A 24,897-nucleotide genomic window follows, 5' to 3' on the forward strand; every position below is an offset into this window, starting at 1 on the left:
CTGAGGCGGAACCACAAGCGGCCCGGAGAGTTGCGACGACAGCAGCCGATTTCCGGCGTCAGCGCTCCTCGACGACATCTGTCGCCTCGTCACTTTTCCTTGCATCTCGACCACTGTCGTCACAACGCGGCCACACTGGTTTTGTTAGGGGTTCTTAATAGGACGGACGTGTTTATCCGTTACAGCCAACACAAAGGCAAGCCACGGTGATACAGGCGGCAGTCCGGCCGCCTGTGGATCCTGGCCGCGGATGCACGCGGATCTTTGCGAATGAGTAAGAAGAATCTATGAAGATGTGTGGTGAAAATACTACTGGAACAAACTCAGCACCGGCTCCGCGCCAGCCACCAGTACTCGTCGCAGTGGTAGAAATGCACGGCGATGACGTGGAATTCTGTTTCAAAATCGCAGCATCTGTTTCATATGGCCGACCGCAATTTTCCTCGCAGCCCCAGCACAATGCGTCGGATAAAACGCTTGGGGCTCATGTAAAATGAGACGGTCTGGTGCGAGTTCGCTGACAAACCAGGGAATTCACTTGATTGAAATTTTCGCAGACGCCAACGACGCGTTCATTCTCGGCTTGTTCGTTGCTAATGCGGCCGCAAACGTTCTCGCCCTCGTTTCTCGCCCTCATAATTGCCTGTCGTGCCGTTGAAGCAGTCACGCGATTGATTCGGACCATCATCAGCTTCCTAACAGCGGTTCCATCGGTCAGTTCGAATTGCCCAGATGTGGCGAGTACGGTCCGCTTCTGCCTTCGAAATACGCCCCAATCGGGCGCCGCCACACTGACCACATTTGCGCGGCCTGCAAGCTGAGGGTCGTTCAACGCATTGGCCATTGTAAAGAGCGCCCGAACGTGGTCCCTTGCGTTGCCGCTGGCTATCATAGCGCCTCGAGTGGCGATTTTGCTTCTTGCGTTTTGAATAGCATAATTGCAACAGCCGCAACTTTCCGAGCGTTTTGCTATCGCATTCACTTGATCTCACGAGGTCAATTGCAGAGTAACATCAACACGCCTGCTAAACATTTGGGAATACTTCAGTGTCCTCACGACTTGTTTTTCTGTTCGCCGTTCATTTTGTGGCGTTGCCACATTCCAATCGGGATTGCAGGCTGAATGCTCAGACGGTCACGGCAACAAATCCGCTTCCCGATAACAGCGATCGATCGAGCACCGGTGTGGGAAAGGGAAGAGACGGGTCAAAAACCTACGACAACGTGAATGTGCAAACATTCACTGCAGAAGAGTCCGGAACTCTTGATTCCATCTCAATAGTCGTCGGAAACAGCGACCCTCCCAACGTGCCGGATTTACGCGTGGCGTTGGCGACGGTTTCATCCGATCGGCCAGAACGTGAAATTGCAGCGGTTCTTGTTCCCAGCGAGGACATACCTGATTTAGGAGTCGTTCCCGACGCAAGGTTTACGGTTGCCGCGGACTATCGCTCAAAAAACATCTACCTCAGCGCCGGAGCAAAATATGCCATCTCCTTATCCACCGACACGGCCGATGCCAATTACCGTATTCTGATCAATTACAACAAGTACGAAGCTGGCCACATGTTGTCCTATCAAAACGACAAACTTCGAACGAAGCTCCCGACACGGGGAGATTTGGTATTCGAAGTAACTGTGGATCCCAGCCGCGCACCCTCCAACAGTATCACTGGGATTGGCTCCCAGGGCGAAGCGGTCGAATTTAACTCCAACACCGCTTGTCCGCTGCCGTTTTGCTGTTCGCCTACGCGGCCACACGTGATTCCGTACCACGCTACGGCTTACCCGCAGTGCAATCCGCGACTGACATCCAATCCGCGTCGTACGGTTCGAAAATGCTATCGACGTACAAATTCATCGCGTTGGCGTTGGCCGTGAAATTCGTTGCACGACAGCGCTACCCGTCAGCCTGGTCGAAACTGAATTGAATTCGACGCACCGTTTCGTCACGATGATGCAAGACGTTCCGAGCTGGAACGGTGCCTCAACCGGCAGCATCCATGGGCGGAGAGAGGGATGGTCGACCAGATGCAGGACTTCGCTCCTTTGCTGACTGTTCTTGCGAAACCGGTTCTTACTGCGGCGATCGATGCGGGCACCTTCAAGAGTGTGGCCGATCTTGTTACGTTCTTCTGCGTGACGGTGATCTCACTGGTGCTGATCGTCTGGGCCACTCCGACCGCGAAAACTCGGCTACTTCGCGTGATGGCCGTCCTCTATTGCGGCAGCGGGATCTTCCATTTTCTCGCCTACTGGCATCGACACCTGCCCGTGAAGTCGTCGTCAGTCATCGTCGGCTCCCTTGTCGCGATGATCCTGATTTTGATCATGGCGTTGGTGATCTATGTCCTGAAGAAATTCTCCGGCGCGGAACACCTGGCGGAAACTCAGAAGTCGCTAAATCGAGCAAAGCAGGAACTTTCGCGCGAGCAGTACTTGCTGTCCAGTCTTGTCGACAACCTGCCGGACTGTATCTATTTCAAAGATGCAGATTCGCGATTCATTCGCTGCAACCAACGGACGGCGGACATCTTCGAACTGGCTACCCCGGAAGATGCCCTCGGCAAGTCAGACCATGACTTCTATCGCAAAGAAGAGGCCGACGAATATCGTGCCGATGAGCTGCATATTATGCAGACCGGTGAGCCGATCATTAACAAGGAGGAGTACGAGCTGCTTCCCGACGGACAGCACCACTGGATGCTGTCCACGAAGTTGCCGCTGCGAGATGCCGACGGCAACATCATTGGCACGTTCGGCCTGTCGCGAGACATTACTCAGCTTAAGCAGGCCGAAGCGCGTCTGACGGAATGGCGGGAACGATTTGAACTGGCCGTAAAAGGAACCAACGACGGCCTGTGGGACTGGAATGTGCAAACAGATGAAGTGTGGTACGCCGCTCGGTTTCGAGAACTGCTGGGCTTTGAGGGAGACGACATCATCGCGTTTCCCAACCAACTGAAAAGCTTCATCGACCGATTGCATCCGGAAGATCGGGTGCGAGTGATGCGGTCATTTGACGACCACCTTGAGAACCGACGGCCTCACGACGAAGAATATCGCCTTCACACGGTAGACGGACACGACCGCTGGTTCCGAGGCCGAGGCCAGGCGAAGTGGGACGAAAACGGCAAACCGGTTCGAATGGCAGGATCGATTCAGGACGTCCACCGTCGCCATCAGGAACAGGAAGAGCTGAATAGTTTGAAGCTGCAACTGCAGCAGGCACTGCAGGGTGGCAACGTTGGCATGTGGGACTGGGATGTCCTGACAAATGAAGTCATCGTATCGCCCGAATTAATGTTGCAGATTGGCGAAGATCCGGAACGTCCATGGACCTCGCTTAACGACTGGAACATCCGTCTGCATCCGGACGACCGAGACGCGGCCGTCCAGCGAACTCAGGACTACATTGCCGGGCGTATTGAAGAATACGAATCGTCATTCCGATTACAACATGCGAACGGCGGCTACCGCTGGATACTCTCGCGAGGCAAATTGTTCCGCAAGGATGACGGCCAGCCGCGACGCTTTATCGGCGTCCACGTCGACCTCACGGAGCTGCGCGAGGCTCAGGAAGCACTGGCGGATAGCGAAGCCCGGCTCACAAATCGATCAGCAGAACTGGAACGCAGCAATCGCGAGTTGCAGCAGTTCGCCTATGTGGCGTCGCACGACCTTCAGGAACCGCTTCGCAGCGTTGTGGGATTCTGTCAATTGCTGGAAAGGGAATATCAGGACAGCCTTGATGACACCGGGCAGATGTATCTGCAAATGATCGTCGATGGCGGCAAGCGGATGCAGCAGCTGATCAGCGATTTGCTTGAATATTCCCGAGTCGGGCGGGGCAACAGTTTCGAATCGGTCGACCTTCAGGACACGATGGAACAGGTCACAGCACTGCTGCATTCTGCGATCACGGAATCCGACGCGAAGGTAACGTTTGACGCCCTGCCCACAGTGCAAGCCGACGGTGCTCAAATGGTACGACTGTTCCAAAATCTGGTGGGCAATGCGATCAAATATCGCGGAGATCGTTCGCCGGTTGTTAAGATCTGGTCAGAAGAATCGAATACCGAATGGAAGCTGTTCGTTTCTGACAACGGCATCGGAATTGACAACGAATTTTCTGACCAGGTGTTTATCATCTTCAAACGGTTGCACACGCGAGAGGAATATCCGGGGACCGGAATCGGCCTGGCCATTTGCCGCAGAATTGTGGAACGTCACAGAGGGCAGATTCGCCTGCTGGAAAGTCATTCGCAGCAGGTGGATCCCGATCACGGGTGCACTTTTGAGATCATTTTGCCGAAGTCACACACTTAGCAACTGTCAGAATCGGCGGGGACGCCGTAAGAATCATGTCGCAACCTTGAACCAGACTACTTAGACGCATGAATTTATGACCCAGGATCGCTGCCACGAAATCCTACTTGTGGAGGACAGCCCGTCGGACGCGATGCTGGCCATGCAGGGTTTGTCGGAAAGTAGTTTCGCAAGCCGAGTCAGTCACGCGAAAGACGGCGTAGAAGCGCTTGCCATGCTTCGACGCGAAGATCCGCATTCCGACTGCCCGCGTCCCGATCTGATTTTTCTGGATCTGAACATGCCGCGCAAGGATGGTCGGCAGGTGCTGAACGAACTACGACGGGACTCTGATCTGACAAAGATCCCGGTTGTCGTGCTGTCCACGTCGGCTGACGAAACGGACATCCACGATTGTTATGGCCTGGGTTCGAACAGCTACATTGTGAAGCCGGTTGAACTGCAGGATTTCTTTCACGCACTCGAACGTACTCAGGACTATTGGTTTCGTACGTGTGCGATGCCAAGGCTAAGTTGAACGCGTTCGCTGCAATGGAATTCAAAATGGAAGATCTTGTCAATCAGATCGTCGTCGTCGATGTGGAAGCATTATTCGTTTACATCGGCACACTCAGTGCCGTGAACGATAAGTCCGTGACTCTGCACGACGTGGATGTTCACGATCTGCGAGATTCCAAGACAACTCGCGAACGCTACGTCCTCGACAGTCGCAGCCACGGCGTCCGGACCAACCGCAAACGCGTATTCATCCAGCGGCAGCAGGTGGTAAGCATTTCCGCTTTGGATGACGTGATTGAATAGCTAGCTGGACAGCGCCACCTTTGGGCGTTGGGCCGATTTTTGGTAACCCGAAGTGTAAGCGATGGGTTCGTCGCAACTCGCCACCACGCTTACACTTCGGGTTACCATTCGCACCAACATGGCGCTGTCCAGCTGGGACCAGTGTTAAATGGCTGGGGCCAAGGCAGGACGCATGCCAATCCATAATGGTTGTGGAATTCTGGCGATGGTGCGTCACAATAGAAGCGTCCGATCGGTCCGAATTCCTCTGTCACCATGACTCAAAAATGCCCGCGACGGCTCCACTTGTTTCACAATGCCATCAGTGTGCCGGCATCGCCGCTGCGCCCGCGACTGGTGGCGAGGTGGCTGAGTGCATTCAATGTGGCGTAACGTTTTTACTGCCTCAGCAGGCGTTCGCGAACGACCAGGTAAACGAACGCCGCCCCGAACTGGTTGCTTCGCCCGCAGCCGATAATTCATCTACCTGGAAGCTCCGCAGTCTGGCTGGTGCCGTATCTTTGCTCTTGAATGGTGCCATCTTTTTCCTGCTGGGGCTCCTGTACTTTCACGGCCGTCCCGTCGAAGCGCCGTTCCAATTCAGCGGCCAGCTACTCACTGACGACGCAGACGAATTCGAACTGGTGGCTGACATCGAGGCAGGAGGCCAGTCGCCGAATGACGATTCGGCGGCCAGTGACCAGATCATGCTGCCGACTCGCTTTGACAACCACAACGCGGCAGAAACCAGCGTCAGCTTGAAGTCAGGACGCGGCGGCGGTTCCGGACGTGGCACGGGCTCCGGCACCGGCAATGGGGCGGGCATGTTTGCGACGTCAAAGGCGGCGGATTCTTTTGCGTATGTGGTCGACGCTTCAGGAAGCATGCGCGGTGGTCGTATGCAACGCGTATTGTGGGAACTGGACCGATCCATCAATGCGCTTGAGCCACATCAATCGTTTTTTGTGGTGTTCTTCAGTAACAAGCCGTTCCCGATGATGTGGCCGAACATCGAACGCCGTCTTGTGGCCGCCACGGACAACAACCGAAAACGAATTCTGCAATGGGCGTCCACCGTCTCGCCAGACGGTGGGACAGAACCTCAGGGAGCTTTACAGCAGGCGTTGCGGCTAAAGCCCGACGTCGTGTTCTTTTTAACGGACGGCGTGATCCCGGATACGACGGAACGAGTTGTGCGGCTGAATCGGAAGGCGCCAACCATCGTCAACGCCATCTGTATCGGCGGCGGGGCTGAATCCCGCATGATGCAAGATATTGCCCGAGTCGGCGGCGGCGAACTCGTAATCGTGCATTGACCATCTGTTTAGACGTCAGCCAAAATCGGCAACACGGCATTCACAGGCCTCCGATTCGACCTACTGGCCCACTCTGCTATGCTGCCGCCGTCCGCACTGTTTCTTCATGGGAGCACTCTCTTGCGAATCGTGATTTTCACACTGTCCTGCCTGGCGGCCTCGTTTGTCCATGCGGCGGAAAAGCCCAACATCCTGTTCCTGTTCGCTGACGATCAGGCGTTCCACACGATTCATGCGCTCGGCAACGATGAGATCAAGACGCCCAACATTGATCAACTGATCAAGAACGGGACCACGTTCACTCATACGTACAATCAGGGCGGGTGGAATGGAGCGATCTGCGTGGCCAGTCGAGCCATGCTAAACACCGGCCGGTTCCTGTGGCACGCACACGATCTCGAAAATGACATAAAAAAACAGTGGGTGCCCAATAAAAGGATGTGGGCGCAGCGAATGGCGGCGGCCGGCTACCAGACATTCTTCTCCGGCAAGTGGCACGTAAAGGCCGACACCAAAAACGTATTCGAAGTCGCTCGCCACATGCGCGGCGGTATGCCGAATCAAACCGATGCCGGTTACGACCGACCAAAGTCGCGCGACGACGTTGCCTGGAAGCCTTGGGACAAAAAGTTCGAAGGCTTCTGGAAGGGCGGGCGGCATTGGAGCGAAGTTCTGGGCGACGACGCGGTCGACTACATGAGTCTCGCGGCCAGCGATGAGCGACCGTTCTTCATGTACCTGGCCTTCAATGCGCCACACGACCCCAGACAGTCACCAAAGCAATTTGTCGACATGTACCCTGTCGATAAGATCCAGGTGCCACAGACATTTTTGGCTGAGTACCCCTATGACATCGGCAGCAACAGAGTGCGTGACGAAAAGCTGGCCCCGTTTCCTCGCACGCCGTATTCGGTGCAGGTCAATCGTCAGGAATACTATGCGATCATCACTCACATGGACCACCAGATTGGCCGCATTCTGAAAGCTCTAAAACAAACCGGCCAGGCAGAAAATACGTGGATCTTCTTCACGGCTGATCACGGACTGGCTTGCGGAAATCATGGTCTGCTGGGCAAGCAGAATATGTTCGATCATAGCATGCGAGTTCCCTTTGCCGTGACTGGACCGGGTGTCGATGCCGGGCGAAAGGTTGGGCAACGCATCTACCTGCAAAGCGTGATGGCCACCAGCCTTGCCCTGGCCACTGGCAATGTGCCTGAGGATGTTGAATTCGAAAGCCTTCTACCGTTGTTAAAAGATGGCAAGCCGGAAGTGACGGGCGATATCTACGGAGCGTACACGGACACTCAACGCATGATCACGGTGGGCCATGAGAAACTGATTCTGTATCCGAAGACCGGTGTTTCGCTGCTGTTTGATCTGAAGGCTGATCCGGATGAGATGACCGATCTGTCAAGTAAGAATGGCTCGCTGGCACGAAAGCGTGCGTTGTTTCAAGAGTTCCTGAAACACCAGAAAGTCGTCGGAGACAAGCTGGACGTTTCCGAAGCGTTTTCAGAATTGGCAGTCGCCGGAACCTAACTGTCAATGTCCGCAAATCAAATTAATGAGCAGTCCGACAGTGGCGATGCTGGTCCAAATTGGATCGGACTTGGCATTTCGCTGGCAATCCTGCTTAGCTTTCTCGCCCTTTGGCGACTCGGCGGTAGCAACCTGAATTCGCCATACGCGCTGCCGTACCTGATGGCTCAGGTGGCGCTAATTTCTGTAGTCATCTGGCAGGTGTGCGATCCGTTTGCCGATGCGGCTCAATGGATCGGCGAGACATTCCGTATCCCAAGTTCTATTCGAGGGGCCACGCTGGATGCGATCGCCAGTTCCATGCCGGAACTCTTCAGTGGCATCTTCTTTGTCATCGTCGCATTAAACGCGGTGGAATCCGGCGACAGCAATCAGGCGGCCAGAATCGCAGCCGGTGCCGAAGGATTCAGTTCGACCATCGCCACGTGCGCCGGCAGTGCCGTGTACAACATGATTTTGATCCCCGCGTTCTGCGCGCTGGTGATTTCGTTCACTCGCAAAGATCGGCCCACCATCGATGTCGACGACGAAGTGATTTCGCGCGATGGCATCTGGTTTGTGTGCTGTCAGATTTTGTTGATCTTTTTCCTGTTTCAGGATTCCATGAGCTGGTGGATGGGCGGCGTCTTTCTGCTGCTGTACCTGATGTATGTACTGCAACTTTGCGGCGACGCCCGCAAGTACCGCATTGTTCGTTCCCTGTTAAAAAAGCGGTTCGAACAGCATGGCGCCGGCGAAAGCGCGGGCGCTGTCATGAAGGCCTTGAAGGCGGAAGGGTTAAAGGTCGGCCCGGCGATGATTGTTCGAGCTCAGGACGACTTTGCCGAAAACGGGCTGGCTCGAGTTGACGACACAGAACCACCGGAAGGCGCTGCCGGTGCGTTCTTTGGCTGCTTTTCCATCCCACTGACGAAAGCCACCGTGTGGGGCATCATCGTTTCTACGACGATCATGGCCGCAGTCGCATGCTACTTCCTTGTTGAAGCGACGATAGCAACGGCCGAAGTGCTGCACGTCAACGCGTTTTTTGTGGCCGTGATTCTGGCGGCGGCGGCTTCGTCGGTGCCGGACACATTTCTGGCGATCGCGGCCGCTCGACGAGGCGACGATTCAGGCGCTGTTTCGAACGCGTTCGGGTCAAATATTTTTGACATCTGTATTTGCCTGTCCGTTCCGCTGTTTGTGAATTCGTACCTCACCGGCTGGGCTCCCGTCAGTTTGCTGCAGGACGGTAAGCCGATGGCTGGCCTGATGGGCTTAAGAATTCTGCTGGTCGCGTTGACCGTCACGAATCTGGCCATCATGTGGCACAATCGCCAGATCACTCGCTTCAAGGCGTTCGTGATGTGCGGTCTGTACGCGGTGTTTATCGCGTACGCGGTTTTGGAATCGCAGGGGCTGCTGTTTTCTGGCAACTAAAGCGAATCTCGCTGAATTGTGGCCGCGGAACAGGCGCCTCGGACGATGACAGCTGTTTCCCACGAGCACGAACCGTCCACGACAACAGGCACACTGCTCTAAACCAAGCCACGCTTCTTCCGGAACACCCATTCCAGCGTCAGCAGCAACACGAACAGCAGCAGGCTGAACCAGTTGTCCCACAAAGTGACTCGTCGAGACCGTTTCAGTTTCAGACTTGGCATGCCGTTATCCACCCAGTCTTCCAGGCGAGCAATCATGCCGTCCGGGTCCAGGTAATCGCCACCGCTCACGTGCGCGAGTTCTCGCATGAGCGCCGGGTCGGCGGCCGGGTTGTCGAGTTCCGGATCACGCTGACTCACCAAAAACCGAGTGCTGGCGTAATTTAGCAGGCCGTCCGATCCTTCAGCAGCGACTGTCGCCCAGTAGTCGCCCGGCAGCGCCGTATTCTGATACTCACCGGCGCCGTGTCCTCCTTCGGCTCGCACCGTAACGACTTCGTTTTCATCATCCGGTCGCTGCACGTTCACACTATAGTTCACGTTTGCCAGCGGCAGCCCGTCTTCATCGCGAAGCCCGAAGGTCAATTCCGCCAGTCCGCCGGGGTTCATGTCGCGAGGTTCGACGTTAATCCAGGCGGGTGTTTCGCCGTCGTTTTCCATTTTTGTCAGCCAAAAAATCACCTGCCGCCAGAACCGCTGATGAGCCTCAACCGCCCAGTCATCACGTAACGCCCACTGCCATGTGGTGTCTCCGGCAAAAGCGAGGACTCGTCCAGCACCAGTGCTTTGACCGACCAGCAGCGGCATCTTCGATTTGGATTCGGCGAAAGTCTGAGCCACCGTTCCTTCCTTCAACCGCAGCACATTGGCGCCTTCCAGCGGTGGCAGTTCACTCCAGCGACTGCGATTCTGTTCCGGCGGCGCAATCTGTAATATGGAATGTCGCTCCCCGGCCTCAGTTGGGACCATCGGAATGTTGTCTGTGAGCTGCTGATCCGAAGGCGACATGGCGACCGGCATCAACGCGGCCAGAGGCGTGCTGCCGTAGCCGCCTGGCCCGAAACTCTGCTGACCACCGATCATCATCAGCCCCGCTCCCGCTTCGCAGCAGGCGTACAGTTTGCGTAAACGTTCTTCACCGAAGACGCTGGCTGGCACATCGCCGATGATGAAGGCGTCGTAATTGCCAGGCACAAACCAGTCTTCGTTAAAATCGTTGCGGTTACTGAATTCGCCGCCACGAACCCACTTCGCATCAAGCTGAACGCGACTACTCACCGTGATCCGCTTTAGCCACTTGAACTCGGGCCGCAGCCGGTCGAAATAGGCCACTCGAATTCCGCCCGACCGGACTCGAATGATGGCTTCCACACGGTTGTTGGTGCGACGGACTTCATCATTCAGCGGGATGGCTTCGACCGCGATTTTGATTTCGCCCGACTGAGACGGCACGAAATACAAATCGATGGTCGTGTCTTCCGCCTTGTCGCGAGGTGTGATCGTTTTCAAAGTGAGGTTGTCGGCACTGAGCGGAATTTCACGCATCGGGCCTGACTTTCCGTTGGGCAGGCCGGTGCGGTCTTCCTGATAGACCTTCAACTGCACGTCACGACCTTCCGCGCCGAAGGCTTTGAAGCGGACCCTGATCGGCACGCGGTTTCCTTCGTACACGTCGCGAGCGATGTCCAGTTCGCTGAGGGCGACGTCGAGTGATGTTGCGGCGATTTCAGAACTGCCGTAGCTGACGGTGTAGACCGGACGATGCTGGCGGCCCAGCAGGCGAGCGGGCTGAATAGGGTCGATATTGTCGCGGCCCAGCGCCGCCTGTTTGCCGTCGCCCCAAAACAGGATGGCGGCGATGTTTTCGCGATCCGCTTCTTTCGCCAGTTCTTCCAGGTTTGCACCGATGGCTGTAAGTTCTCCGTCTGACGTGGCGGAAGGCGACTCCACTGGCGTCAGGTCTTCGGCCAGTTCGCGAATCCGGATTTCGACGGATTCTCCCAGCTCATCCAGCAACGGCTTGGCTTCGTCGAACAACTGCAGCAGCGATTGACGGCGACTGATGCCTCCCGGCGCGTCCGGAGTGTTCATGCTGCCACTGGCATCGAGTACCACGTACAGCACAGCATCGGAATTCTCGTCGGATTCCAGTACGATCGCCGGTCGCAGCAGCCACAACGAAATCAGCAGCACGAGCGCGACTCGCAGCCCCATCAGAATTCGCTGCCAGGTTTTGGGCAGGTGCCGAACTCGCCGAGGATAGCCGATCGCCACCACGCCCAGCAGCGCCACGCAGGTCAGCAGAATCAATGGCCACGGCCAGACAGGTTCGAAGGCCAGTTTCATGAAGAGCGGCAGTTAGATGGCGGCGGAATTGGTTGGAAGGGAAAACGACTCCTGTGCTGAGTCGCCGGAATACGATACTATAGAGGCCAAGTGAAAGGCAGCCAACTATGGTTCAGACGACTAAGCAACACAGCGACGACGATGATAGCAGCGATGCCTACGTTGTCTTAACGCGGCGCCGGTTGGACGTGTATTTCGTTGTCGGACTATTGGTGTCGTTCGCTATTTTGGGGTACTTCTCGATATTTACGACGATCACCCCATGGCCGCTGACTTTCCCAGCAATCTACCTACTGTGTTTATGGTTAATAATACGTTTCATTTGGCCGAAGGCCGGGAACTCGGCGACTCGGATGTCTGCGCGGCCTGGTGCCATGCCAATGCTGACTATCGGTGCGGTTGCAATGGCATTTTTGGGTGGCGGAATAGCTGTGGATCACTACGTCTTCGGGCAGCGAAAAGGCGACACGCCGCAACTTTATCAATTGGCATTGTACACACCGCCGTTCGTGCTGATGTTCGCAGGAGCGACGTGGATCGACCGACGATATTCCGACAAGCGCCCGCCAAAACGATGAGTTCCGGACGAATTCGGCCGAAAACCCTCGAGAAAGCTCCGTTTCAGAGACGTCTGGACGCGTAGATAACAGAAACCATACGCTTTCGAGGTGTTGCACTGATCTTTGGCAACGGGTACTACGTTTTCGCAGTGTCTTCTGCTCCACGTGTGTTACGCGCTGCAAATGCGCCGGAGTTCCAATCTGTCCAGGTTACCAAATGTTTCTTGCTCAAATCGATCCCGCGGAACTCGGACCGTGGCTGAAATACCTGTCCGGACTCACGGCCACAGTCATCGTAGGAGCGGCCGCGTTTCACTTGTTCTGTTTCTTCGTGCTCTCCATCTGGTATCGCCGCGACCTTTCTGTGATTGCAGGATCGCTGGACGACTTCACGCGCGGACTGAAACATCGCAGCGTGCTGGGACGATCGGCTCCGCTGACGAATCAGATCGACGCCTTTGTGGAAGACATCAACGATGTGGTGAACGACCCGTCTCGCGTGAAGGATCGCACCGAATGTCTGCGCCGCATGCACATTCTGGACGAACGCCGCAGCTACCTCGATTCGCTTTCGTTCGAAACCGCCGGCAATGTGGCTCGCACGATGATCGAAGCGTACCCGCTGGCCGGAGTCCTCGGCACGATTCTGGCGATCGGATCGGCGCTGCAGCGTTCTGATGCAGCAACGAATGCGGCATCGACAATGGCGGCGATTGTGGCTCGATTTGGCGACGCGATCTGGTCCACGTTTTGCGGTCTGGCCGCGGCCATCATTCTGATGTTCATCAACAGCCTGCTGGAAACTCGTTTCGAACGGCTCACGCAAAGCCGTTCTCATGTTCGCGACATGGTGGCCAAGGCCAAACGAGAACTCGCCATGACTGCATCAGTTGGGGGGCCGGCTGATGGCGAAGATCCCGAGGCGCTGACGGAGACGGCGTCATGAAGATGAAACGCCGCATCACCTTTCAGCTGACACCACTGTTGGACCTGCTGCTGATTGTCATTTTCGCTCAGTACATGGAAGTCCAGCAAACAGCGGAATCCGCTGAGGACGACCTCGCGAAGCAGAAGACGGAACTGGTTGAGCAGTTCGAAGCGCGGAAATCGGAGCTGGAACAGAAATTCGCCGCCGCCAACAGCGACGTCACAGCAACCCGCGAGCGGTACAGCGAACACTATCAAAGCATTCTGCAGCAGCACCAGCAGGCCGGTTCAGCACTGGCCGAAGCATTGAACCTGCCAGGCACCATGCTGGAACAGATTCTGCGTATTCGCACCGACGGAAATGCGGCGGATACAGAAAACGTGCAGGCGGCCGTTCAGCGGATGAAGCAGTTGTTGCAGACTCGCGGTGCGGAAATGCTGCAGTTTATTCTGAAGTACGATGAAATGCAGAAGCACGTTTCTGTGTGGGAACTCTACCTTCAGGACAACGGGCAGGCCGCGTTTTCTGATGGGGAACACCAGCAAGTTGTGTCGTTTGCGACACAGAAAGAGTTTGTTTCTCGCGCATTCGAGGCCAGTAAGGCGTTTACGGAACCGAGGCCACTTGTCATCATCCTGCTTAGCTACGGTGACACTCAGGCGGGCCAGTTACGGCGCGCGACCGACGGGATGCCGGAGTTGGTTCAGCAGTTACGGCAGGATTCAGGCAACACCCGCTGGTTTGATTTTTCCCTGATGGGATTTCGCCCCACGGGCCCCTTGTTTGATGATGACGCAGCGGTGAATCAGCGCTGAGGATGTGGTCTCTCGGCGGCCTGGGAGTATAACCTCCCGGTTTACACTCGCCCCTTGAAACAACAGTGGCGTCTTCGGCTCACCTCGGATTACTCGTCGCCGCAGCTTGAAACAGGATAAAGACAATGCAAGCCAAACGTCCCGGCTTTATGAAGAACACGGCACGAGCAGCCTCTGGCGGAGTGATCGTGATCGCTGCCTTTCTGGCGCTGATGCTGTTTCGAGGCACCGGCACAGGAGACGGCGACGCCGAAGCTCCGGGCACGCCGGATACTTCGCCCGGGGAAACTCTGGCGTCGACCGAAACGCCGGCAACCACCCCACTGGCACCGCCCGCAGAAAGTGACAGCACCGGTGGCCTGACACCTGACGAACAGAAAGCGTTGTCCGGAAAAGTGCTGGGAGTACTCATCGACGAACACAGCTACCTGCTGGAAGTGCCATCAGACGACAAGGCCGTCTTCAAACCCATTTCACTCGAACGACTGACCGAACTTGCCAAGCGGGCCGAAGGCGATTCGAACGGAATCAAGGTCCGCGTGCTACGCCGCGAGAGCGCTCGGATGGGCGCGACCTTCAAGTTACAAGAAGCGCTGGCGTCCGTAAAAATTGGAGAAGACGCACTCTACATCCCCGCTGAATTTGTACCGTGATGCAATGAAGCTGAAATGCATCCCGGAAGACTTCGTCGTCACGGAAATTTCACACCGCCAGCCATCCGCTGGACCTTTTTCATTGTACCGCATGGAGAAGCGGTCAATCGGAACGCCCGAAGCGCTGCAGATTGTACAGCGGTCGTGGAACCTGTCGCCTCAGCAACTTAGTCATGCCGGGATGAAGGATCGGCACGCCGTTACGTCGCAGCTTGTGACGATTCGTAACGGCCCCAAAGCTCCGTTCGCTCATGACCTGTTCGACCTTCAGCATCTGGGCCAGACAGATTCGGCCATCGGCGCGGCGGATATTGGCGGCAATCGGTTTGAAATCGTGCTGCGATCACTGGCTTCAGACGACGTGTCGCGAATTCAAAGCCGAACCGATCACGTGGCGGCTCACGGCTTTCCCAACTACTTCGACGAACAACGCTTTGGGTCGCTCGGCCCGTCTCTCGAATTTGTGGCGGCGAAATGGTGCCTGAAAGACTACGAACGAGCTCTTTGGCTGGCCATCGCTGAATACAATTCCCATGACGACGCGGACGCAAGAACTCAGAAGCAAATCCTTCGAGATCTTTGGGGCCAGTGGCCGGAATGCAAGCAGCAGCTGAACCGTTCGCATCGCCGCAGTATTGTGACCTATCTGGTTGATCACCCAACTAACTTTCGCAAGGCGTTCGCTCTGCTGAATGAAGGCCTGCGCGGCATCTACCTTTCCGCGTTCCAAAGTGCCGTGTGGAACCGCATGGCGAGTGCCAGCATGGTCGCGGCATCGGACGCGGTGTACATGCAGATCGGCGACACCCAGGGGGATTGCACGCTAAGTCATTTGCCGAACAGGACTTTCGCGAGGTATGTCTCATCCCAGGCAGCATTGAGTCTTTTGTTTTTGATCCCCACCTTGGCTGTGGATTCGTTTTTCAGAAGACTCAACGCCGTGCGGCGAAGGATGCTGAAGTTCATATCTGCGTGGCCTTTGCGGATCCTCGATTGATCTTCCTGGAAAGTGACGTCCAGTTGCCAATGCAAATTGTTCTCGACACCCCAATGGCTCCGCACAGCTTCGGCGAAACGACGGCCGGAGACATAACGGCTTAAAATGTAATAGCGGATGCCGATGCACATTTTGCCGTCGCGGAGAGTGTTGTTGATCGCGATCCCGATCGCCTTCAGGTTCTTCCAGCGATGTGCGTCCGGAAGATCCTCCGGCGCACGACAGATCAGATACTGTCGCAAATCTTCGCGGCCGCCGGTGTTTTCTTTCGTTTCAAATCGTCGCACCGGACAGCGTGCAAAGTCATCTTCCAAATGGTCGGCGAAGAACGCGACAAGACCTGCGTGTAGCGTGGGCTGATTGCCTTTCGCGGCAAGACAATAGTCCGCCTCTGCGTCGACAATCTTCGACGCGATTTCCGTTTGGCAACCCATGGCGTCAATCGTCACTAAAGCACCGGAAACCTCGATCAATTCCAGCAGTTTGGGAATCGCCGTAATCTCATTACTCTTCGCATCGACGACGACTTGCCCGAGACTGATATGATTGGCTGTGGCCCATGCACTGACCATGTGGATGGCCGACTTGCCACTGGCTTTGTCATAGCTGCGACGGAGTGTCTTACCATCGATCGCGATGATTTGTCCGTCACTGATTTTCTGCAGAGAAGTGATCCAATTCAGTAAGCACTTTTCAAATTCTGCAGGACGAATCAGAGCGAGGATGGCGTTGAAACGATCGTGCGACGGAATCCCTGCGGACAGATCGAGATACTTCGCAAACCAATCTCGTTTCGTTCTGCCAAACTTCGCAATCGCGACAAAATCATCCGCGCCACTGATCACAGCACAGACTGCAATGAACAGAATATTTTGAAGCGGATAGACAGGCTCACCGCGCCTTGGATCCGTAACATCAGAGAAATGATCGACAAAACTGGTGGACAAAGGCATGGCAGGAATCCTTTCGCGGCTCAAACATTTCAGCACACATAGCAGCGTGAAACATCACACTGACACTGAAGGTTGCCATCTATACCATCTTATCCAATGTCGCGCAATCCGCCTAGGCGACACCAACCTTCCATTTTTCATGCAAGCCGCAGTTGAAGGCAGCGTTTCTGAACTACCGTTGCCGTCCGCTCGCTGCAAGGGACTCACGCCGCAACTAAGGCAACTGTGCGATTCATGCCTTGAGCCGTACGGGATGACGCTGTCGGAGATGAAACTTTCCTTCCCACGCGACCGCTGGTTTTCTCGGGGTAATCGAGCGACAAAAATCGTTCCTATCGATTTGCAAGTCACGACCGACGACGATGACCAGTATCAGAACCGCAGGAAAGCCACCTTGACGTTCGAACTCCCGCGCGGCTGCTATGCTACGATGCTGATCAAGACACTCACCGGAGTCCCGACTGACGGCGGCCCCGAAGGCACGAGTTCGGAAAATACCAACAGCACCACATGACAGATTTCCCACCGACTATTCTGCACGAAGACAACCACCTGCTGGCGTTATTGAAACCCGCTGGGGTGCTGACGATGGGCGACGACACCGGCGACGAAACGATGGTCGATGTGGCTCGTGAATATCTGCGAGTCAAATACAACAAGCCGGGAAACGTGTTTGTAGGCGTCGTCCACCGGCTGGACCGTCCCGTTTCCGGAGTACTGCTGTTCGCCCGCACCAGCAAAGCGGCAGCACGATTGTCGGATCAGTTTCGCCGAGGCGCAATAAAAAAGCTGTACCATGCTTCAGTCGAAGGCTCACCAGCGAATGATTCAGGCACGCTCGTCGACTGGTTACTGAAGGACAAACAGGAAAACCTCGTCGCCTGCGTTTCGGAAGACACGCCGAAGGCTCAGAAAAGCGTTCTCAATTACCGAGTCATCACCCGTGACCCCAGTCGCACCAGCCTTGAGATCGAACCGCTCACCGGCCGCAGCCACCAAATCCGCGTGCAGCTTTCCGAAGCGGGGATGCCGATTATTGGCGACGTAAAGTATGGTTCCCGAGTGCGAAAAGGGGGCCGAATTCTGCTGCACGCCAAGTCGCTGGAATTCGAACACCCAACCAAAAAGGAGCGGATGCGGATTGAAGCACCCGCCGACGAAGCGTAGTCGACCTGACGCAATTCACCCACGGCAGCAATAACCGACGCATTGGCGCGACTTCAGCACTGCCGATCAAAATCGCTTGTGGCCCTCACTGCAAAACGCCGCCTGTTACTTTGCTGCTTCCGCCTTCGCAGGTGCCCGCGTTGGCTTCAGGAAGTGTTCGAAGAACGCGTAAATCACGGCGTTGGATTCCGGATTCGGCGAGTGCGCCGGTCGATTCGTCATCGCCACTCGGTTGCGATACCCCAGCACGCTGTTGACCGCAATTGAATGGTTCAACGCCTGCCAGCGTTTGGGCGGATCTTCGGCACCGCCGGAAACCAGAAACGGACGAGGCGCCATCAGCGCGTGCAGTTCGTGCAAATCACGCCCGGCTTCACGCAGCTTCGGATACAGGCCCCGAGCTGGGTTTTCTTCCGTAATCAGTCCGCGTGCACGCCATGGTCTGGGGTGGTAGCCCAGATACCAGGGTTCCCAGTAGTTGATGCTTGTGCGAGTATCGTCGAACACGATTCCCGGGTCGGACCACGCCGCACAGGCAAACTTGTCGAACAAACACGACGCGAACAGTGCCCACTTGCCGCCAAACGAATGTCCTGTGATTCCGATTCGTTCTGCATCGACTTCCGGCCGCTTAGCCAGCACATGCCAGGCATTGGCCGCCGCGTACGCGAGCATCGAAAGCGGTTGCACTGTGGCGTCTTCGATCGTCGGATAGTATAGCCCGTATGTCTTGGCGGCCGTGGCTTCTGTCGTGCCGATCGACAATGTGACAAAGCCACGTTCTGCCAACTGAATTGCGAAATCGCGGTCTTCTTTTCCGAGACCAATCGCGGTTTCCGGTTCGTAGTACACCGTGATGACAGCGGGGCGACGCCCTTCGCCGTCGGGGATCAACAGATAGCCGGTGGTCTTTTGGTTCGGCGTCCAGAAGAATCTCACCTGATGCTGAACAATCGTCCCGCGCCGTTCTGTTTTCAGGATTTCGACCATCGGCTCAGTGATCAGCGGCGGCCATTCGCCCAGTAGCGTCTGCCACTGTTTCAGAATTTCAGCTCGACGACGCTGCCAGTCGGCTGCCGTCTTTGCCATCGTGCCATCAGCAAACTTCAGTGGAGACAGGTAATCGCCAAGGTCATGCTGCCACTCCGCAGGCGGCGCGAAGTAAGGCCGAACGGTCTCCTCAACGGATTTCGTTGCCTGAGCACTCGCGCTCGCCGAAAAAGCCAGGGCCGTGAGAACAAAAGCGGCCATCTGAATCGCTTTGGCATTTGGACGCCGCAGTGGCCGTATTGGCAGCAGGAAGTGTCGGCTGTTATCTGTCGTGCACATGTTATGGTTTCGATAATTGCAGCATCGCGTTCGCAAAGGCCTGACCAATTTGAGAATACGTTTTAGCGGAACCGAGGTAATGATAGCCAGCGTTCGACTTCGCTCGCTGTTCCAGATCCCGTTCTTCTTTTGTGAAAAGTGTTCGTTCATATTCCCGCATAAAACGCTGAATGTCTTCAGGAGTCATGCTTCCGTCCGCATTTTCGTGGTTTGAGTTTTTCGTCCTTAACGAATGCGCTTTACTGCGCATTTGTTCGCGCTTCGTATCAATGGCACCGAGAGCTACGTCCCAATACGGCGCCGTTTGGACGGCGGCGACCGTGCCTTCAAATTCCGGCAGTATTGCAGGCGCCGCCATAGCGCGACGGAATTCGGTGTGCGTCGATCGATAGCGGTCTGGAACGAGTTCCAGTGGCCCGCTGACTCCCATCACCCCGATCACAACGGGCAATTCAGGAGCTTCCAGATCTTTTCGGAGATCGCGAATCAGGTTGGCCAGCCATTCCGCGTAGCGGTCGAACCCGCCCGGCTGATCGCGATTCGGGTAGGTACTGCGATCGACCATGTCGTTGAAGCCCTGAAACCACACAAAGCCCGCGAGCTGGAATCCGCTTGCTTCGTCGTAGTCGGGCACGACGCGTTTAAGATCCTTCAGCACCGCGTCAACATGTTCGACCATCTGACGGTACCGTCTTCCGGTCGCCTCGCGCAGCTTCTGTTTCTTTTCTTGGGTGTCGAACCGTTTGGCATTCGCTTCATTGAATTCGTACGGCCCGGAACTCGGCGAACGAAAATCGCTGTACAGCGACTGTCCGCCCCATGCTGCTTTGATAATCAGAATCGGCTGCTTCAAATGCTGTTGCAGAGTGATTCCGAAAGCAAGCTCCGGGCCGATCTTTCGACCTGGCTTCGAATAATCTCGGCCGCCCTGACTGCCATAGCCCGTGGTGAGCTGACCGTACACTTCTCGATTGCCGCCGTCGATCCGACCGTTTTCACCCGTCAGAAAAGAAATCCAGGTGTCGTCGATCGTCCGATGGCGGCTGTCTTCGTCTTTCATGGCCGCCAGCAACGGAGCGGTGGCCGGATCTTCGCTCATGTAGTCCATGACGCGAACTTCGGCATGGCCTTCCATGTTCGACTGGCCGGCCAGAATATAAACCAGCAACGGCTTGCGTCCTGCTGTGTGCGCCGGGTCGGCGACGGCGCTGCCGATCAGTGTTACGGCGAACGCGATTAGCGAAGCAAGCGTGCTGGGAATATTCATTGGCCTACTGTCGATCAGGAGCCAGTCCGGCTGCGCCCTGTCGAGCGGGCGCATCGAGTGCCTGGCCTTTTAACAACGTCTGAACAGCGGTTTCGAGACTCTCTGCAGCAACGCCGCCAGCGACTCGACCGTCTTTGCCGACGATAAACATCGTTGGCACCGATACGATACCGAATGAGCGAGCCAGTTGCCCGTCTGTGCCGCCGGGGTCGCGAATGTGCTGCCAGTTGCCGCCGCCGTTGCGTGCCAGATACGCGGGAATGCCTTGAGCGTCTGCGTCCAGGTTGACCCCCAGAATTTCAAACCCAGCTCGCTGGTACTGCTTGTGCACCGCTACCAGTTTGGGCAGGTCGTCCGTGTATGGCTGCGCCCATGTGGCCCAGAAGACGACCAATGTCACTTTGCCGCGATACTGCGACGCATCGATTTTATTTCCGTCAAGAGATCGACCAGCCAGCTGCAACGGCTTGCCAGCAAGATCCAGACGCCGCAGTGCTCCACCAGCTCGAATACCAGCGTTTGTACGTTCGTGATCCTTCACCAGCACGCCATACCAGCGTTTCGCATCGTCGACTCGCCCCATCAATTCCAGACTGATGGCCAGTTGCACAATAGCGTCGGCTGTGTCGTCTGATTGAGGCCATTTTTCGGCGAAGACTTCCAGTTGCTTCAGCCACCAGTCCTGAGTTGTCTGGCGTGATTTTTCGTTGTCTTCTTTCAACCGCACGGCGTATTCGGCTAGCAGTCGACGGTACCACACATAGCCCAGCAGTTCGTTATTGGCCTTCACCTGGTCCTGCAACTGAGTCAGTCGTTTCAGGCCGTCGTCATACTGTCCGGTTTGCACGGCCACGCCGATGCCGTCCGTCAGTTGTTTGATCCACTGGATTCGTTCTTTTTCGTTGGGCACGATCCGGATAACTTTTTCGATCAGGTCGGCACGCTGTCGGTTGTACTTCGCCAGCAGCTGCGGCGTGACATTGTCTTCCGGACTGCTTTCGTCCAGCTTCTGAAGGTCGTTCAGAACCGCTTCCAGTTCTTTAGCCATTTCAGGTGGCGCGTCGAAGCCGCCAGCCGACATTTGCGGCTGCATCATGATGCCACCGATGGATACGTGAGCGTTTTCGGCGTCCAGAGGCATGGGAATCTGAGCCAGCTTCCAGACGTTACCGACCTGAATCATTTCTCCGATGGAAACCAATTCATGAGACGTCCCATTTTCGACGATGGCCATCGCATTTTCGTAGACGGTCAGATCGATGTCAGATTTCCCGTCGTCCCGAGGAATCAGGCCGGGCACGGGCGGATCGAATCGGACCCACTTGGACCGAGATGTCAGCGTTTTACTGGCGGATAGAACCTGTCGGACTTTGGCGCCCGGGTCAGAGACCGCATCGAGCAATTTCTTTTCGAGTTCCGGCGTCACTTTCAGCGCCTTCACGTCTTCTGCCGTGAGCAACACCGACGCCAGCGCCTGGACGTCGCCGTTAATCATGGCTTCCACGGCGATTTGAGCGGCTTCCTGAGCTGACAAAATTCGCCACTGGTCGATCTTTCCGTCTTCGTTCTTGTCGATTCCCCAACGCATCCCGCCCCAGTTCATCCAGCGATGCTGGTCGGGCTTTTGGTTAAAGTCGGTATCGATATCGCGGTAGACTTCCAGCCCCATGCGATAGTAGCGGTAAAGATCGGCCTGCGTGTCCTTGTTGGTGTCTGTGAACCGACGCAGAACTTCTCCGGCAGGTCCGTACACGACAAACCCGGCAGTCCCTTCACCTCGTTCGATTTCCACCTTGCAGTCTTTAAATTTGTCCGCTTCCGGCGTATCAAATTCGACTCCCTTCTGAACGGGCACGTACATCTTAAAGATTTGCTCGGCCGTTGGCTGAGCCAGAACGGGAGCTGCGGCGGCGGGTAACAGACACAAACCGATGAACATCTGAACGGGGCGCATTTTGGCCACTCCGTAAACGAAAAGGTTGATCCGAACGGGCCTCAAATGGGGAATGAGGCAGAAGATAGACTCGATTGGCGATTGTAGGCCAGATCGGCGTTTCAAGTCACCACCGGTTTTTGAGAGTCGCCGCGGACGGATTCTGGCAGCGTTTTTACTGGCTTGGGTCCGGACCATGTTGAGTCGCCACACCTGAGGTCGATCCGATCATCGGATTCTTCACGACCCACCCGATCAGTTCGGTGATCTTTGGTGCTTTGCCCTGGTACAGCAGACCAACCTGAAAAATGCGCCCTGCCACCGTCACCACAACAATGGTCGAAATAAGCATCAGCAAGATCGTGCCGATGATCTGCCATGTGGGAATGGCGGCCTCAGACGCGATGCGCAGCACCATCGCCAGCGGTGTTCCGGGTGGAAAAAACGAAACCGCCACGGCGGCCGTTCCGTTCGGTTCCTGAAGGATTGGCATCATCAGAAACATGGGAGCCATCAACAGCATCCAGACCGGCATCAGCAGACTTTGAGCTTCCTTGAACTGCGTCACCGCAGCGCCGATGGCCATGAAGATCGAGCTGTAAAGTAACACGGCCAGCAACTGGTAGACGAGGAACATCGGCAGAATTTCGAGCGGCACCTGATCTGACAGGCCCTTCCACACAATCAGCGAATACGCTCCACCGGCGTACAGAGCGAAAATCGTGAGCGACCCGGCGACGTTGCCGAGTAGTTTGCCCAGCATCAACTGCTGAGCGTTCACGCAGCCCAGCAGCACCTCGGCGATCCGATCTGTTTTTTCTTCCAGCACGCTTTCCATCATGGGTTGAGCCGACATGAAGATCATCACGAACATCATCATCATCAGGCCGAACGGGATCAGCAGCGACGTCAGGACGTTTGTTTTTTTGGCCGGAATCACATCGCCAGATAGCTCGTCTTTCTGAAACAGCCCCATCGCCGTGACTGCCACCGGTACCAATGCCTTGCTCACAACGGCAAGATCGATGCCCGCATCAGAAAGTCGCCGCACGCGGATTAGCTCGTTCAGGCTGCGCCCCAGCCAGCGGCGCATATCCGACAATGCGCTGTCTTCGGAATACAGTACGACTTCAGGAACGCTTCCCGCTTCGCCTCCGGTCAATGCATCGGGGGGAATCACCATGAAGGCGTACAGCTCCCGATTGCGGATCTTCTCAGAGAGCTCAAACTTCGCTTGTTCGGACCATTCGCCCTCGAAAGCAGTCAGTTCATAGATCGATCGGTCTTCGAAGTTGGATCGAATGCGGTCGTCCGAATCTTCTTCGTCAGACGAATCCTGTTGCTCACGTTCGGCCTGTTTTTTGAGTTCAGCGTTTCGCGCGATGCCTGCGGCATTCAGCATCTCAAACACCTGGCCACCAGATTGATCGACGACCACAACCTGTCGCGTCTTAACGCTTTTTAGTTTTCCCAAAAGCGCTGGCGCTGCGATACCGCCCACCATCAGAAGCGGCATCAGGGCGAGTGTGATCAAAAATGCTTTGGTCGCCACCATGGCGCGGTATTCGCGAGCGGCGATTGTGAGCAGGATTCTCATTATGTTGCCTCACCATTCGTATCCGGTTTCGCGATCGACACAAAAACGTTGTGCAGCGTCGGTTGTTCGAGTTCGAACCGATCAATCTCACAGCCAGCTTCGACCAGGGTCTTCAGCACATCGCTCGACACACTTTCGTCTCTTACTGACAGCAGGATTTCATCATTCACTTTGTCGATTCGCGTCACGCCCGGCAGATTCGAGGGCAAGCTGTCGATGTTCCGCAGCCGAACACTTAGCCGATTCGTGGCATACTGTTTGCGAATCTCATCGACGGATCCGTTCAACACTTTCCGGCCCTTGAAGATCATAAAGATCGTATCGCACATGCGTTCGGCCACGTCCATGTCGTGAGTCGAAAAGATGACCGTCGTACCGGTTTCCCTAAGCGAGAGCACCGCGTCGCGTAGCACGTCCAGGTTCACCGGATCCAGACCACTAAACGGTTCGTCCAGAATCAGTAACTCAGGCCTGGCTACGACGGCGGTGATGAAGGACACCTTCTGAGCCATCCCTTTGGACAACGCGTCGATGCGTTTGTTGGCCCAGGAAGTTGCGTCCAGCCGTTCCAGCCATTCGTCGATTGCGGGCTTACAGTCGTACACGCCTTTCAATTTGGCGTAATACGCACACAGGTCGAACACCTTCATCCGCTTGTAAAGGCCCCGTTCTTCGGGAAGGTAGCCAACTCGCGGATCGGCCGCTCGCCCGGCTGTCTTGCCCAGCACAGACACGCTGCCGGAATCCGGCTGAAAGATTCTCAGGATCATTCTCAGCGTCGTCGTTTTGCCCGATCCATTGGGGCCAATGAATCCGTAAATCGACCCGCGGGGGACAGTCAGATCGAGGTTATCGACGGCGGTCTGCGAGCCAAATCGTTTGGTCGCGCCCACCAACTCCACGGCATGATTCATTTCAAGACTTGCCCGTTGAATGTGTGTTTGACGTCTGAGTGACGCGAATG

20 protein-coding genes and 1 pseudogene are annotated in these 24,897 nt (G+C 55.9%); 14 read left to right on the forward strand and 7 right to left on the reverse strand.

Going from position 1 to position 24,897, the window contains the following annotated elements; all coding sequences use genetic code 11:
- Window positions 1-1,047 precede the first annotated feature (1,047 nt).
- The 7 genes from Fuma_RS15445 (at window position 1,048) to Fuma_RS15475 (ending at window position 9,386) form a co-directional block, all read left to right on the forward strand.
- Window positions 1,048-1,881, forward strand: a complete 834-nt coding sequence (locus Fuma_RS15445) for a hypothetical protein (protein WP_077024915.1) — start codon at window positions 1,048-1,050, stop codon at window positions 1,879-1,881.
- A 138-nt stretch (window positions 1,882-2,019) separates the two neighbouring features.
- Entirely contained in the window at window positions 2,020-4,329 is a 2,310-nt protein-coding gene (locus Fuma_RS15450) for a PAS domain-containing protein (protein WP_077024916.1), read from the forward strand.
- Window positions 4,330-4,405: 76 nt separating this feature from the next.
- Entirely contained in the window at window positions 4,406-4,846 is a 441-nt protein-coding gene (locus Fuma_RS15455) for a response regulator (RefSeq protein ID WP_077024917.1), read from the forward strand.
- A gap of 26 nt (window positions 4,847-4,872) precedes the next feature.
- Window positions 4,873-5,130 (forward strand): hypothetical protein, encoded by a 258-nt coding sequence (locus Fuma_RS15460; RefSeq protein WP_083732077.1) that lies wholly within the window; start codon window positions 4,873-4,875, stop codon window positions 5,128-5,130.
- Window positions 5,131-5,396: 266 nt separating this feature from the next.
- Complete coding sequence (locus tag Fuma_RS15465; RefSeq protein WP_158521015.1) at window positions 5,397-6,425, forward strand: vWA domain-containing protein; 1,029 nt, start codon at window positions 5,397-5,399, stop codon at window positions 6,423-6,425.
- A 129-nt stretch (window positions 6,426-6,554) separates the two neighbouring features.
- A complete protein-coding gene (locus tag Fuma_RS15470) occupies window positions 6,555-7,967 on the forward strand; it encodes a sulfatase family protein (RefSeq protein WP_229360993.1) in 1,413 nt (470 codons plus the stop codon).
- Window positions 7,968-7,973: 6 nt separating this feature from the next.
- Window positions 7,974-9,386 (forward strand): sodium:calcium antiporter, encoded by a 1,413-nt coding sequence (locus tag Fuma_RS15475; RefSeq protein ID WP_077024920.1) that lies wholly within the window; start codon window positions 7,974-7,976, stop codon window positions 9,384-9,386.
- Between the two features lie 98 nt (window positions 9,387-9,484).
- On the opposite strand, the gene Fuma_RS15480 is transcribed toward Fuma_RS15475, so the two are convergent.
- Complete coding sequence (locus tag Fuma_RS15480; RefSeq protein WP_077024921.1) at window positions 9,485-11,734, reverse strand: glutamine amidotransferase; 2,250 nt, start codon at window positions 11,732-11,734, stop codon at window positions 9,485-9,487.
- Window positions 11,735-11,841: 107 nt separating this feature from the next.
- Between Fuma_RS15480 and Fuma_RS15485 the strand changes: the two genes are divergently transcribed.
- The 5 genes and pseudogenes from Fuma_RS15485 to truD (Fuma_RS36220) form a co-directional block, all read left to right on the forward strand.
- Entirely contained in the window at window positions 11,842-12,312 is a 471-nt protein-coding gene (locus tag Fuma_RS15485) for a hypothetical protein (protein ID WP_077024922.1), read from the forward strand.
- Between the two features lie 199 nt (window positions 12,313-12,511).
- On the forward strand, window positions 12,512-13,240 hold the full coding sequence (locus Fuma_RS15490; protein WP_077024923.1) for a MotA/TolQ/ExbB proton channel family protein: 729 nt from the start codon (window positions 12,512-12,514) through the stop codon (window positions 13,238-13,240).
- Window positions 13,237-14,037: a hypothetical protein gene (locus tag Fuma_RS15495; protein ID WP_077024924.1), complete on the forward strand. Its 801-nt coding sequence runs from the start codon at window positions 13,237-13,239 to the stop codon at window positions 14,035-14,037. Before Fuma_RS15490 ends, Fuma_RS15495 begins: the two co-directional genes overlap by 4 nt.
- Window positions 14,038-14,162: 125 nt before the next feature.
- The gene (locus Fuma_RS15500) at window positions 14,163-14,690 is read left to right on the forward strand and encodes a hypothetical protein (RefSeq protein WP_077024925.1); all 528 of its coding nucleotides are present in this window, start codon (window positions 14,163-14,165) and stop codon (window positions 14,688-14,690) included.
- A gap of 4 nt (window positions 14,691-14,694) precedes the next feature.
- Window positions 14,695-15,459 (forward strand): annotated as a pseudogene (truD, locus tag Fuma_RS36220) (tRNA pseudouridine(13) synthase TruD); the annotation flags it as partial.
- A gap of 59 nt (window positions 15,460-15,518) precedes the next feature.
- Here the strand turns inward: truD (Fuma_RS36220) and Fuma_RS15510 are convergent.
- On the reverse strand, window positions 15,519-16,640 hold the full coding sequence (locus Fuma_RS15510) for an ISAs1 family transposase (RefSeq protein WP_077022466.1): 1,122 nt from the start codon (window positions 16,638-16,640) through the stop codon (window positions 15,519-15,521).
- 139 nt (window positions 16,641-16,779) lie between these two features.
- On the opposite strand from Fuma_RS15510, the gene truD (Fuma_RS15515) reads away from it, so the two are divergent.
- Window positions 16,780-17,154 carry a tRNA pseudouridine(13) synthase TruD gene (truD, locus tag Fuma_RS15515; RefSeq protein ID WP_158521017.1) on the forward strand — a complete coding sequence of 125 codons (375 nt, stop codon included), beginning with the start codon at window positions 16,780-16,782 and terminating at the stop codon, window positions 17,152-17,154.
- A complete protein-coding gene (locus tag Fuma_RS15520; RefSeq protein ID WP_077024928.1) occupies window positions 17,151-17,807 on the forward strand; it encodes an RluA family pseudouridine synthase in 657 nt (218 codons plus the stop codon). Before truD (Fuma_RS15515) ends, Fuma_RS15520 begins: the two co-directional genes overlap by 4 nt.
- Before the next feature lie 105 nt (window positions 17,808-17,912).
- Here the strand turns inward: Fuma_RS15520 and Fuma_RS15525 are convergent, their stop codons facing one another.
- The 5 genes from Fuma_RS15525 to Fuma_RS15545 all read right to left on the reverse strand — a co-directional run bounded on the left by Fuma_RS15525 (window position 17,913) and on the right by Fuma_RS15545 (window position 24,847).
- On the reverse strand, window positions 17,913-19,136 hold the full coding sequence (locus tag Fuma_RS15525) for a prolyl oligopeptidase family serine peptidase (protein WP_099091807.1): 1,224 nt from the start codon (window positions 19,134-19,136) through the stop codon (window positions 17,913-17,915).
- 1 nt (window position 19,137) lies between these two features.
- Window positions 19,138-20,403: a sialate O-acetylesterase gene (locus tag Fuma_RS15530; protein ID WP_083732078.1), complete on the reverse strand. Its 1,266-nt coding sequence runs from the start codon at window positions 20,401-20,403 to the stop codon at window positions 19,138-19,140.
- A gap of 4 nt (window positions 20,404-20,407) precedes the next feature.
- Window positions 20,408-22,357, reverse strand: coding sequence for a TlpA disulfide reductase family protein (locus Fuma_RS15535; protein ID WP_158521019.1), 1,950 nt, complete (start codon window positions 22,355-22,357; stop codon window positions 20,408-20,410).
- Between the two features lie 154 nt (window positions 22,358-22,511).
- Entirely contained in the window at window positions 22,512-23,933 is a 1,422-nt protein-coding gene (locus Fuma_RS15540; protein WP_077024930.1) for an ABC transporter permease, read from the reverse strand.
- Window positions 23,933-24,847 (reverse strand): ABC transporter ATP-binding protein, encoded by a 915-nt coding sequence (locus Fuma_RS15545; RefSeq protein ID WP_077024931.1) that lies wholly within the window; start codon window positions 24,845-24,847, stop codon window positions 23,933-23,935. Before Fuma_RS15545 ends, Fuma_RS15540 begins: the two co-directional genes overlap by 1 nt.
- Window positions 24,848-24,897: the final 50 nt, after the last annotated feature.

It is taken from the genome of Fuerstiella marisgermanici, from assembly GCF_001983935.1.
Lineage (GTDB): Bacteria > Planctomycetota > Planctomycetia > Planctomycetales > Planctomycetaceae > Fuerstiella > Fuerstiella marisgermanici.

Excerpts from the sequence above, each read along its gene's own strand:
- Fuma_RS15530 (WP_083732078.1), bottom strand. The coding sequence starts at position 20,403 with ATGAATATTCCCAGCACGCTTGCTTCGCTAATCGCGTTCGCCGTAACA.
- Fuma_RS15525 (WP_099091807.1), bottom strand. The coding sequence starts at position 19,136 with ATGTGCACGACAGATAACAGCCGACACTTCCTGCTGCCAATACGGCCA.
- Fuma_RS15465 (WP_158521015.1), top strand. The coding sequence starts at position 5,397 with ATGCCCGCGACGGCTCCACTTGTTTCACAATGCCATCAGTGTGCCGGC.
- Fuma_RS15540 (WP_077024930.1), bottom strand. The coding sequence starts at position 23,933 with ATGAGAATCCTGCTCACAATCGCCGCTCGCGAATACCGCGCCATGGTG.
- Fuma_RS15455 (WP_077024917.1), top strand. The coding sequence starts at position 4,406 with ATGACCCAGGATCGCTGCCACGAAATCCTACTTGTGGAGGACAGCCCG.
- Fuma_RS15460 (WP_083732077.1), top strand. The coding sequence starts at position 4,873 with ATGGAAGATCTTGTCAATCAGATCGTCGTCGTCGATGTGGAAGCATTA.
- truD (WP_158521017.1), top strand. The coding sequence starts at position 16,780 with ATGCAAGCCGCAGTTGAAGGCAGCGTTTCTGAACTACCGTTGCCGTCC.
- Fuma_RS15450 (WP_077024916.1), top strand. The coding sequence starts at position 2,020 with ATGGTCGACCAGATGCAGGACTTCGCTCCTTTGCTGACTGTTCTTGCG.
- Fuma_RS15545 (WP_077024931.1), bottom strand. The coding sequence starts at position 24,847 with ATGAATCATGCCGTGGAGTTGGTGGGCGCGACCAAACGATTTGGCTCG.
- Fuma_RS15485 (WP_077024922.1), top strand. The coding sequence starts at position 11,842 with ATGGTTCAGACGACTAAGCAACACAGCGACGACGATGATAGCAGCGAT.
- Fuma_RS15475 (WP_077024920.1), top strand. The coding sequence starts at position 7,974 with ATGTCCGCAAATCAAATTAATGAGCAGTCCGACAGTGGCGATGCTGGT.
- Fuma_RS15480 (WP_077024921.1), bottom strand. The coding sequence starts at position 11,734 with ATGAAACTGGCCTTCGAACCTGTCTGGCCGTGGCCATTGATTCTGCTG.
- Fuma_RS15510 (WP_077022466.1), bottom strand. The coding sequence starts at position 16,640 with ATGCCTTTGTCCACCAGTTTTGTCGATCATTTCTCTGATGTTACGGAT.
- Fuma_RS15535 (WP_158521019.1), bottom strand. The coding sequence starts at position 22,357 with ATGCGCCCCGTTCAGATGTTCATCGGTTTGTGTCTGTTACCCGCCGCC.
- Fuma_RS15490 (WP_077024923.1), top strand. The coding sequence starts at position 12,512 with ATGTTTCTTGCTCAAATCGATCCCGCGGAACTCGGACCGTGGCTGAAA.
- Fuma_RS15520 (WP_077024928.1), top strand. The coding sequence starts at position 17,151 with ATGACAGATTTCCCACCGACTATTCTGCACGAAGACAACCACCTGCTG.
- Fuma_RS15500 (WP_077024925.1), top strand. The coding sequence starts at position 14,163 with ATGCAAGCCAAACGTCCCGGCTTTATGAAGAACACGGCACGAGCAGCC.
- Fuma_RS15495 (WP_077024924.1), top strand. The coding sequence starts at position 13,237 with ATGAAGATGAAACGCCGCATCACCTTTCAGCTGACACCACTGTTGGAC.